Consider the following 11818-nt stretch of genomic DNA (forward strand, 5'->3'; position numbering starts at 1 on the left):
ATATAACTCTAATGCTAAAGCTTTCTATGGTGTTACATCGGAAATAATTCATGAGGCTGAGGAACCTTATGGAAGTGAAGAACTTAATGCAGAACTATCTCTTAAGATTGAAAATATAGTCCATGAATATGTAAAAGTAGATTGGCATAATAATACTGATATCCATGATAAAATAGCCCAGGAAATAGATGACTTAATATATGATTATTCTAAAGAATATGGTTTAGAGCTGAGTTTCGATGAAATTGATAAAATAATAGATGGGGTAAAGAAGGTAGCATTAAAAAGGTATTAGTATATTATGAAAGGATTGATTTCATGGAAATAGTTGATTCAAAAGAAGCTATAGATAGATTAATAGATGAAAATGATATGGTATTAACTTATTTTGGCAGTGATACTTGTAGTGTATGTATAGATATGAAACCTAAGGTGAAAGAGATATTAGAAAAATATCCTAAGATTAAAGCTGTGGAAGTAGATATTGATAAATCTGTGAAGCTATCTACTAGTTATAATATTTTTACTACACCTGCTATACTTTTGTTCATTGATGGCAAAGAGAGTGTTAGAAAAGCTAGACATATTAGTATGGAAGACTTAGAGGAAAAGATCAATAGATATTATAATCTATTCTTTCGATAAATAGGTGATTATATGACAAAACATATAGTAAGATATGGAGATAATGAAATAGAATTTGAACTAGAAAGAAAAGATGTTAAAAATGTAAATCTAAACATAAGGCCAGATATGACTATTAAAGTATCTGCTAATAATAAAGTACCTTTAGACTTTATTAAAGACTTTGTAAAGAGTAAAGGCCCCTGGATATTAAGAAAAATAGATTATTTTAAAGAGACTCAACCAGAAAAAAAGAATAAAAAAGAGTATGTAAGTGGTGAGTCTTTTAGGTATTTAGGAAGACAATATCGTCTAAAGGTATTTAAGGCAGATAATAAGGAATATGTAAAATACTTTAGAGGTTTTATCCATCTATATGTAAAAGAAATAAACAATTATAAAAGAAAAGAAAAGTTAATGGATAATTGGTTTTACGAAAGAGCGGAAATAAATTTTAATGAGTCCTTAGATAAAATGTACGAAAAGGTTAAAAAATACAATATTTCTAAACCAAAACTCAATATTAGGGAAATGAAAGCTAGATGGGGAAGTTGTTATAGGGAGACTAACACTATTATATTAAACTATGAATTAATTAAAGCTCCCAAATACTGTATAGACTATGTAGTTCTCCATGAATTAGTTCATTTTAAATATGAAAATCACAATAATGATTTCTATACTTTTTTAACTTCGTTAATGCCAGACTGGAGAAAAAGGAAGATAATATTAGATGAAAAAGTAGTTAGGACTTTATAAGTAACTAAGTATAAAAATATGTAGTCATTTAACTACATATTTTTTATTATTATATAACCTTATCATGAATTATAACAGTCTATTCATTAAACTATACTATATACTTCATAGTTTAATAGTAAAATACATTGTAAGAAGACAAAAAATTATATGCAATTATCAATATAATAAAACTGGAGGTATATAATGGTGAAAAAAAGGTATTTACAAAAACCTGGTTATTAACTTTAATTTTAGTTTTAGTTTTTAGTCTAACACTAACAGGCTGCGACAATGGAAGTGAAGGAGAAGAAGTTTCTAAGAAAGAAGACGCAAATTCTGTAAAAGAAAATACTGAAAAAGAAAAAAATGAGAAAGAAGATACATTAATTAAAGTAGAAGATCTTCCTTATGAGATTAATATTTTAGAACCAGATAGCATAGGTACTAGGTATATGGAGGCGACATTTACTAATAATTCTGATTTTACTGTTACGGGTTACTCTTTGACTATATTGCTAAAAGAAGAAAATGAAAAAACATATTTAGGTACATACGATACGATTATGCCTGGAGAAACCTCTTCAAAATTTGAATCCTTTGCACCTGAATCAGGAAAAGAAGAGGATATGGAATTATTAAGGTATGAGTTAAATATTCAGGATGAAGATGGAACTGAATATTTAGTTGAATACGATGTCAAATTAGAAAAATATGAAGTATTAGAATTAAGCGATGATTAAATTTTATGGTAGTTTATATCTAATTTTGTCGGATTTTAAGGATTTTCCTTAAAATCCTTTTTTTGCTTGCAAGTTTATGCCTTTCTGGTATAGAATATATATGGTATTACTTGTTAATTTACAAGATTTATAGGCTATATATAACCTATGTTGCCATATGGTTCTAATTTTACTAAAAAAAATTATAAAAGCAAGGTTTGACAACAAAAGACAATATTTTCATTGTTTTTATGTTATAATCACGATGTCACAAAGAAATGAAGAGGGGGAGAACATTGAAAAACAAAAAAACATTATTGTTATTATTAGCTGTGGTAATGATATTTACTGTAAGTGGATGTGGACAAAAGGTAGATCCAGAAGCTGAACCAGTAATAGGATTCTATGATGCAATAAAAAGTGATAATCCAGATAGTGCTGATGATTTTATTTATTTCGAAGATGGTAAGGATCAAGAAATGGATTTTGATCTATCAGAGTTTGGTTTAGAGGATACGGATGACAAAGAACTTGCAGAACTTGTGTTTTCTGAATTAAAGTATGAAATTAATGATATTAAAAAAGATGGAGAGAAGGCAACAGTAAATGTAACCGTTACTTCAAAAGATTTTTCAGAAATAATGGGGGGTCTATTTAAAGAAGTACTATCCATGGAAGATCTAATGTTTATGGATGAAAAAGAACTTAATAAGGAATTATCGGTAAAGCTTACAGAGATTATAAAAAATACAGATAAGACAAGCGATACCACATTAGATATTAAAGTGGTAAAAAAGGATGGGAAATGGTTTATTGATGGAGATGATACAAAAAATGCAATGCAAGTAGTGTTTTCTTTAATGCCAGGCCTAGATGCAATGGCTCCTTTTACAGATGAAAATTTCCTAAGCCAATTAGAAGAGCTTGGAGGATTAGATGATTTAGACGCCTTGGACGATCTAGATGATTTGGATGAAGATTCTAAAGACAAAGATAATAATGATAAAAAGATAGTACATAAGATTCCTGAGGATAAGGAAGTTTTTAAGGAAGGCGTATATAAAATTGGAGATAAAATGCCAGCAGGTGAATATAAAGTATTTGCATCAGGAGATTTTAGTAGCTATAAGGTTTCCACAACTAGTGAAGGAGATTCTGACGATATAATAGATATGGAGATTTTTTCTAATAATTTCTATATAAAAGTTGAGGAAGGTAATTACTTAGAATTAAACGGTGCTTTTGCATTGAAAGCAAAAGATGCTGAACCACATAAGGGAGAAAAAGGAAATGGAATGTATAAGGTTGGATTTGATATAAAACCTGGAGAATATGAAGTGGTGTACGAAGGTGATCACGAAATGGGAGGATACTTTGAGGTAAAGGATGGAATTGGTGGGGAAATTACTAATAGAAAATCCTTCCCAAACAACGCAATCTTTACTGTAAAAGAAGGAGATTATTTATATATTAGTGATGATTGTAAGATAGTGGAATAATATAAAAAGGATATAAAAAGAGGTAGATATTCATATCTACTTCTTTTTATATGGTTAGAAGCCTTGAACCAAGGGGACAATATTAATATTCAGTTGTAATATTGTACCTGTATGCTATAATATTCATATTAAACCAGAAAATACATTAGGAGGTGTTTTAGAAGTATGTAATAAAAGGCTATCACAGAAGGAACTCTTAGGAGGGAGTAAGATGGGAAATGGTAAAAAGATACTATCAATAATTATTGTTTTATCTATTCTTTTGCCTTTTGGTATCTCTGCTATTGGCGTTGGCAATTTAGGTTCAGAGGAATTAGATCAGCTTGAAGAAGGTGAAAAAATAGAAGAAACAGAAGAAACTGTAGAATTTGAAGAACAAGATGAAATTAAGGATGTGGAAGAGGGTAATGGAGAAGGGGAAGAGGAACTGGAGGAAGTAGATAAATTAGATAAAGAGATAATAAATGTAGAAGGGTCTACAGATGTGGAAGAAGAGAAAGAAGAAAATTCTACAGTAAATGAAGAAGCTGAAGAAATTAATCTAAAATCTGAAGAACTAGAAGAAAATCCTGTTGAAAATGGTGAAAATGTAGACATTAAGGATAAGGCCTTAGAAGCAGCTATAAGACATGCTTTAGACAAGTATGAAGGCAATATCACTCAAGATGATATGGAGAAATTAGAAAAATTAATTGTCACAGGTAAGAAGATTAAGGATTTAGATGGCTTAGAATATGCTAAAAATTTAAAAGAGCTAGATTTATCAGACAATAATATTTCTGATATTAAGGAGTTAGTAAATTTAAAGGAACTAACAGTTTTAGATTTATCTAATAATAGAATATCTAGTCTTGACCCTTTATCAAATTTAACAAATCTTAGGGAGTTAAATTTATCAGAAAATAGGATATCTAATATTCAACATTTATCTAAATTACTTGAATTAAGAAGGTTATACTTAGCTGGTAATAAGATTTCTGAAATTATTCCCTTAGATGAACTAGTTAATTTAATAGAGTTAGATTTATCAGGAAATAAAATTGAAAATATTGAATCCTTGAAAAAGTTAGTAAACTTAACAAGATTATATTTATCAGATAACAATATAGAGGATATTGATGTATTGGCAGAATTGAAAAAACTAACAGAACTATATTTATCAAATAACAATATTGAAAATGTTGATAAATTAGCGGTATTAAATAAACTAGTAAAACTATACTTATCAGATAACAATATAAAAGATATTGATGGACTAGCTAAATTAGTTGAATTAATAGAACTAGATTTAACTAATAATAAAATAGAAAACATTGATGCATTAAAAACATTAACTAAATTAGTAAAATTATATTTATCAAATAATAAAATATCAAATATTCAAACTTTAATGGAATTAGTTGATCTAGAAGTTTTAAGTTTGTTTAAGAACTATATAGAAGATATAGATCCTTTATCTAAGCTAACGAAACTAAAGGAGTTAGATTTATCGGATAATAATATTAAAAATGTTAAGGCTTTATCGGATTTGACTAAATTAGAAGTTTTAGATTTGGTTTGGAATCGAGTATCAAATATAGAACCCCTGATTAATTTAAAAGATTTGAGGGAAGTTAAATTATTTAATAATTTAATATCTAGGAACCATTGGGAAAAAGTTAAGGCTAGGAATCCAAAGATTGGAGATTATCAGGAACAACAAGACCTAGATGATGAAGAACTAGATAACAAGGAGGAGCCAAAAGATCCAGAAGAACCAAAAGACAAAGAAAACCCTAAAGAAGAAAATCCTAAGGAAGATGATAAATTAGAAAAACCTGAAATTGAAGATGAAAATACAAATAACACCAAATTAAAAAAAGTTCAAAAGACTGGTGCGCATATAAAGCAAGAAAGTAAAGAAAAAGTTAGTAGTATAAAAAATAGTTTGCCCAAAACGGGAGAAGATGCTAAACCATGGATTTTTAGAAGTTCTGCTGGAATGCTTGTTCTTATTGCAGGACTAAAATTAAGAAGATAATATAGAACAAAAATAAAATCATGAAGCGAATCAAGTCATTAAAACCCCTAGAACTCATCCTTCTGGGGGTTTTGCCATTAGTTTTAAATATAATCAAGGGTTTTATCATAACTAATCTTATCATAATTGATAATTCTTTTAATTAAAAATAAAATATTTAACTTTATCTGCATCTTCCTTAATCACCATTAATATAATTCTATATATTCAAATTAATTATAAAATCTTAAAAAGATAGAAAGAGGAGATGAAATGGATCAAATTTTAATTATTATATTAATAACTGTAACTTTATTTACCTGCTATAGTACAATTTTTAACCCTCAGGTCCTATCTATTGATAACGACGAAGTATATCTAGTAGTAGAGGACAATATGATAATAGGAGAGAAAGCAGTTATCTTAGAAGGAAAACATATTTATCTATCCTTTGATGGAATAAAAAAACATATTGACTCAAATATTTTTTACGATGAAAAGGAGGAAATAATAGTATTTTCTTTTGAAAATGAAGTTATAAGGCAAAAATTAGATAATAGCTATTATATTTTAAATAGCGAAGAAGAAATAGCTGCTAAAGCTATTAAAAATATTAATAACAACATTTACATACCAATAGAAACTATAGAAAATATTTACAATATGGATTATAGTTTTGCTAAAGAAACTAATGCAGTTATTTTGACCTCTTCGGATACTGAAACATTAGACGGAGAAATAATTTTAAATAATGGACATCTAAGGACAGCCCCTTCAAGACAATCTTCAGTTTATGCTAAGAATTTGGAAATGGGCACTTGTTTCAAAGTATATGAAAAGATTGATAAATGGTATAAAATTAGGACTGAATCAGGAATGGTCGGTTTCATAGAGGAAAAGTATGTAAAGATAAAATATTTAAAAGGCAAAAATAATGTAAAAGAAACAAAGGATTCAAAGAAGAACTGGGGAAATCAAAGGATAAATTTAGTATGGGATCATCTAACAAGTAGGACAGCCATAGGGAGCAATCCTAAAGCTATTGAAGGTTTAAATATAATCTGCCCTACTTGGTTTTCAATAGTAGATAATAATGGGACAATAAAGGATATTGGAGATAAAGAATATGTTAACAAATATAAAGACGTAGGATATAGTATTTGGGGGCTAGTTAATAATAGTTTTGAACCTGAATTAACTCATGAAATTCTTAGTAAGTCTAGTATAAGAGAGAAGATAATTTTAGATTTAGTTAATAAATGTGAATATTATAATTTAGATGGAATTAATTTAGATTTTGAAAATATAAATATTGAAGATAAAGATTTATATGTACAATTTATACGGGAATTATATCCTGTTTTTAATGAAAAAGGATTAATAGTATCTGTTGATGTAACTCCTATTTCTATTAGTGAGAATTGGTCCAAGAGTTTTGATAGGAGTGCAATTGCAGAGATAGTAGATTATGTTGTACTTATGGCCTATGACCAACATTGGTCAACTAGCCCTAAAGCTGGGTCAGTAGCCCAGTGTACCTGGGTAGAAAAGAAATTAGTGGAAGTATTAGACTATGTGCCTAATGATAAATTAATTCTCGGTGTTCCTTTCTATACAAGATTGTGGAAAGAAGAAAAAATTAATGGGAAAGAAGAAATTTCCTCTGAAGCTTTAAGTATGGAAGAAAAAGATGAATTTATAAAGAATAATAATATAGTACTTAAATGGGATGGAGTTAGTGGGCAATATTATGGTGAAATGAAGGAAGGAGAAAACATTACTTATAAAATATGGGTGGAGGATAAAAAGTCTATAGAATTAAAGGTTTCTTTAGTAAATAAATATAATTTAGCTGGGGTAGCCTCTTGGAGGAAAGGCTTTGAAAAAGAGGAAGTATGGGAAGTCATAAGGGAAAAGCTAATGCTAAATTAGAACTTCCACTTTTTCGTTTAATACTATAGAATCTTTTTTTACTACTGTATTATAAGATAGTATATTTACACCTTTTTCCTTAGCCTTTATAAGTGCTCTTGAAAAACTTTCATCCATAGAGGTATTAGGGGTAAAATGTTTAATGTTTTCCATTTGTACTAAGAAAAATATATAACCTTTATAACCTTCTTCTACTGCTTTTATCATTTCCAATATATGTTTTGTGCCTCTTTTTGTTGGTGCATCAGGAAACATTGATAAACCATTTTTTTCCAAGGTCACTCCTTTAACTTCAACAAAGCCTTTATCCTTACCCTTTTCAAAATATAAGTCAAATCTAGAGTTAGAGAAGGTAACTTCTCTTTTTAGTAAATCAATATCTTTAATCTCATCTACTTTATTATTAAGTATACTATCATAAACTACTGTATTAGGCACTTGCGAATCTATGTTTATAAGCAGATCCTTTTTATAAGCAGATATTAAAGAATATCTTGTTTTCCTATTTGGATTACTGGACTTTTCTAAAAATATAGTAGTGCCTTCTTTTAAAATTTCTTTACAGCGACCAGTATTTTTGACATGCACTTTTTCTCCCTTACCGTCTATAATAACATTAGCAATAAATCTATTAGGTCTGTCTATAAAAGTTCCTTGATAAATATTTTTATATTTCATTTTTGCCTCCTATCTCATAGTAATATGTTTACCCTTTATAATAAAAATTAAAGGAGTTTTATTATAAAAATAGAAAGATATAAATAGGAGAGTGATTATGAATGTACAAGTATAAAAATACAATTATAACTTTGATAAAGGGAGATATTACCAAGGAAAAAGTAGATGGAATTGTAAATGCAGCCAATAATACTTTGCTAGGTGGGGGAGGGGTTGATGGTGCAATACATAAAGCTGGAGGACCAGATATATTGGAACAGTGTAAAAAAATAGGTGGTTGCCCAACTGGTGAAGCGAGAATAACTACAGCCGGAAATATGCCTAGTAAGTATGTAATTCATACTGTAGGCCCAATTTATAAAGATGGTAAAAGGAGAGAAAAAGATTTACTTTATAATGCATATTATAGCTCATTAGAATTAGCTAAAGAATATAAATTAAAAACTATAGCATTTCCCTCAATATCTACGGGTGTTTATGGTTATCCTATTGATGAGGCTTCAGATATTGCTATAAAAGCAGTTATGGATTTTATAAAGAAGGAAAACTTTATAGAAGAGGTAAGATTCATATTATTTAGTGATGAAAATTATAAGATTTATGAAGATAAAATGAGAGGTATAATGGATAGTTAAAGGTAGGTTTTGTTATTGACTTTTATAGACATATAATGTAAGATTAATATAATTACGTTATTAACCTATAAAAAGGAGTGTTTAAAATATTAGGAGAAACTCATAAAATAATAGTAAACAATCTTTATGATAATATGGATGATATATATGGAGTAAAGCTAGATAGAAAAACACTGGCATGGTGGTCAACAGCACCAGATTTTTTACCTCAGTTTAAAATACGAAGACATTATGAAAAAGAAAGTCTCAATTATGTAGTTAGTGAGATTGTGAAGTTAATATTTTTAGGAAGACATTTAGACTTTGATAGGGAACTAACTCCTATAACTCAAAAATATATTAGTAAAAATATAGGTATAATTTCTCACTATTTAAGTGATTATGTTTGTTTGCCTCATGCTAAAAGATGGACTTTTACTAATAATATGTTTAAACATATTTCCTATGAGACAAAACTTAATAGTATTGCTCAAAATCATGATTTTAGGAAAAATGTTATAACAGTAGATGATATAGACATATTTGAACATAGAGTTATAAAATTGAGAAAGTTAATAAAAAAATATATTAAAGATGTAATAAAAGAATACTCTGAAAAAGAACAATATGAAAATGATTTAAACTTTGCTTTGTCTTTAAGTACAAAGGTATCTTATTTTGTTATAGATACAATTAATGCTTATAACGAAGAAAATAGCAAAGCCTATGCATTTGAATTTTAAAACAAAGTCTTCTTGTCAAAACAGATAAGGAGACTTTTGCTTTATATATTTATTATTGGAGGAAATATTATGTTTAAAAGAGGGATTAAACTTTTTCTTATCTTAGTTATAATAACTTTATTTTACACTGGTTACTCTATACTTAATTTAGGGAATGATAGGGCTACAGTATACGAATTTACTGAATCTAAAGAGCCAGAAGAGGCTTATGAAGAACCTAGAAAAGAAGAGAAAGTATATGATGAAGCTAAAGATTATGAAAAAACATATGATAAAGTTGAGAATGGTTTAATTGAGGGGAAAAAGATTATTAGCTTAGTAGGACTTCGTAGTTCTGAGTCTAATGATGTAATTTTTGAAATTCTAGAAGGAGTAGCAAAGGACAATCCTGAAATAATGTATTATGCTGGTGCAAGGTATGGAAATGGAATCTTAATGCCTAGGTACGAAAAAGAAGTAAAGGAAATAAAGTTACATCAAAAGATGATAGGAGAGAAAAGAGAAGAAATATTATTAGAAATTATTACTCCCAATATGACTGATTATGAAAAAGTAAAGGCAGTTCATGACTACATAATTAATAATACTAAATATGATAGAAATTATCTTGAGGATAAAGAAATATCCCCAGAATCTCACACAGTCTATGGTACTCTAATTGAAGGGGTAGCTGTATGTGATGGTTATGCTAAAAGTATGAAATACCTTTTAGAACCTTTAGAAATTGAAGCCATTATTGTAAGTGGAAAATCAAGAGATATGAACCATGCCTGGAATATTGTTAAAATTGAAGACAATTACTATCATGTAGATACAACTTGGGATGACCCTGTAACTGAGAGTGGACAGGATATTATAGCTTATGATTATTTTAGCCTAAATGATGAGGATATTTCAAGGACTCATCGTTGGGATAAAGAAAAATATCCTTCTTGTGTGGCAACTAAGTATAATTATTACTATTATAATAATTTGCTAATTAATAATTATGATGAATTCTATTCTTTGTTGAAAGAATCCATACTTAGCGAAAAAGATAATATTAGCTTTAGAATATTGAATTATGATAAAGAAGTATATAATGTTTCAAATGCCATGAATCAGATAGCAGCTAATATTACCTTAGGATATAAAGGTATTGGTTTTAATTATAGTATTAATGAAGAATTAGGTATTATAAATATAAAGTTTCAATATGAAAAATAAGTACAAGGTTGAATAACATTATATTTTCTTTTAATATATAGTATAGACTAATAAGATTGGAGGCACAAAATGAAGAAAATATTTAAGTTTAAATTACTTATAGTATTAGCCATAATACTTACACTAACATTAACTAGTTGTGTTACAGATGGAGAAAATGTTTCAAATATTGATAAGGGTGAGTTAGAGGTTCATTATATTGATATTGGACAAGGAGACAGTATTTTTATTCAATTGCCAAATGGAGAAACTATTTTAATAGATGGTGGACCTAGAACTAATAGTAAAATACTTGTAAATTATTTAGAGGAACTAGGTGTTGAAAATATAAACTATTTAGTGGCTACTCACCCTCATGAGGACCATATAGGTGGATTACCTAATGTTATTAGGAATTTTAAAGTGGATAAAATATATATGCCAGATAAAACTGCAAATACGGCTATATTTGAAGAGTTCTTATTAGAAATTAAGGAAAAAGATGTAGAAGTTAATACAGTAAGTGGTGGAGATGTTTTAATTGAGGGGGATGGGCTTAAGTATGAGGTAATGGCACCAAATGAAGAGAAATATTCTAATACTAATGATTATTCTATAGTTACTAAAATTACTTATAAGAATAATTCGTTTTTGTTTACAGGGGATGCAGAAAAAACTTCAGAAAAAGAGATAATAGAAAAAGGTTATAAGTTGAGCTCCGATGTACTCAAAGTAGGGCATCATGGAAGTAGTACCTCCACATCTGAAGATTTTTTAAAAAATGTACAACCTAAGTATGGAGTTATTTCCTGCGAAAAGGGAAATGAGTATGGACATCCTCATAAGGAAATTATTAAAATACTTGAAAATTATGGTGTCGAAATATTAAGAACTGATGAGTTAGGAACTATAGTAATGACTTCTGACGGAAAGGAAATTAAAATAGAAGATTATGAGGATGCTAATATAGAAATAGAAAATGATAAAGAAGGTTCCTTTATTGGTAATAAAAATACAAAAGTTTACCATTATCATAACTGTAATTATTTGCCCAATAAAGAGAATCAAGTAGTATTTAACACCA

12 protein-coding genes are annotated in these 11818 nt (G+C 28.3%); 11 read left to right on the forward strand and 1 reads right to left on the reverse strand.

What is annotated here, in order from left to right:
- The 7 genes from VK071_02025 to VK071_02055 form a co-directional block, all read left to right on the forward strand.
- Positions 1–295, forward strand: a 295-nt coding sequence (locus VK071_02025; protein HLR34087.1) for a hypothetical protein, incomplete at its 5' end; no start/stop codon positions are given.
- 23 nt (positions 296–318) lie between these two features.
- A complete protein-coding gene (locus VK071_02030) occupies positions 319–645 on the forward strand; it encodes a thioredoxin family protein (GenBank protein HLR34088.1) in 327 nt (108 codons plus the stop codon).
- A gap of 12 nt (positions 646–657) precedes the next feature.
- Entirely contained in the window at positions 658–1383 is a 726-nt protein-coding gene (locus tag VK071_02035) for a SprT family zinc-dependent metalloprotease (protein ID HLR34089.1), read from the forward strand.
- Positions 1384–1817: 434 nt separating this feature from the next.
- The gene (locus tag VK071_02040; protein ID HLR34090.1) at positions 1818–2105 is read left to right on the forward strand and encodes a hypothetical protein; all 288 of its coding nucleotides are present in this window, start codon (positions 1818–1820) and stop codon (positions 2103–2105) included.
- Between the two features lie 275 nt (positions 2106–2380).
- Complete coding sequence (locus tag VK071_02045) at positions 2381–3583, forward strand: hypothetical protein (GenBank protein HLR34091.1); 1203 nt, start codon at positions 2381–2383, stop codon at positions 3581–3583.
- Positions 3584–3794: 211 nt separating this feature from the next.
- Positions 3795–5603 (forward strand): leucine-rich repeat domain-containing protein, encoded by a 1809-nt coding sequence (locus tag VK071_02050; GenBank protein HLR34092.1) that lies wholly within the window; start codon positions 3795–3797, stop codon positions 5601–5603.
- 252 nt (positions 5604–5855) lie between these two features.
- On the forward strand, positions 5856–7514 hold the full coding sequence (locus VK071_02055; GenBank protein HLR34093.1) for a glycosyl hydrolase family 18 protein: 1659 nt from the start codon (positions 5856–5858) through the stop codon (positions 7512–7514).
- On the opposite strand, the gene sfsA is transcribed toward VK071_02055, so the two are convergent.
- Positions 7506–8192, reverse strand: coding sequence for a DNA/RNA nuclease SfsA (sfsA, locus tag VK071_02060; GenBank protein HLR34094.1), 687 nt, complete (start codon positions 8190–8192; stop codon positions 7506–7508). The genes VK071_02055 and sfsA overlap by 9 nt on opposite strands.
- A gap of 101 nt (positions 8193–8293) precedes the next feature.
- On the opposite strand from sfsA, the gene VK071_02065 reads away from it, so the two are divergent.
- From VK071_02065 to VK071_02080, 4 genes are all read left to right on the forward strand, one after another.
- On the forward strand, positions 8294–8827 hold the full coding sequence (locus VK071_02065) for an O-acetyl-ADP-ribose deacetylase (GenBank protein HLR34095.1): 534 nt from the start codon (positions 8294–8296) through the stop codon (positions 8825–8827).
- A gap of 77 nt (positions 8828–8904) precedes the next feature.
- Complete coding sequence (locus tag VK071_02070; GenBank protein ID HLR34096.1) at positions 8905–9549, forward strand: zinc dependent phospholipase C family protein; 645 nt, start codon at positions 8905–8907, stop codon at positions 9547–9549.
- Positions 9550–9618: 69 nt separating this feature from the next.
- Positions 9619–10755 carry a transglutaminase domain-containing protein gene (locus tag VK071_02075; protein HLR34097.1) on the forward strand — a complete coding sequence of 379 codons (1137 nt, stop codon included), beginning with the start codon at positions 9619–9621 and terminating at the stop codon, positions 10753–10755.
- A 69-nt stretch (positions 10756–10824) separates the two neighbouring features.
- Positions 10825–11818, forward strand: a 994-nt coding sequence (locus VK071_02080; GenBank protein ID HLR34098.1) for a ComEC/Rec2 family competence protein, incomplete at its 3' end; no start/stop codon positions are given.

This window comes from Tissierellales bacterium (genome assembly GCA_035301805.1).
Lineage (GTDB): Bacteria > Bacillota > Clostridia > Tissierellales > DATGTQ01 > DATGTQ01.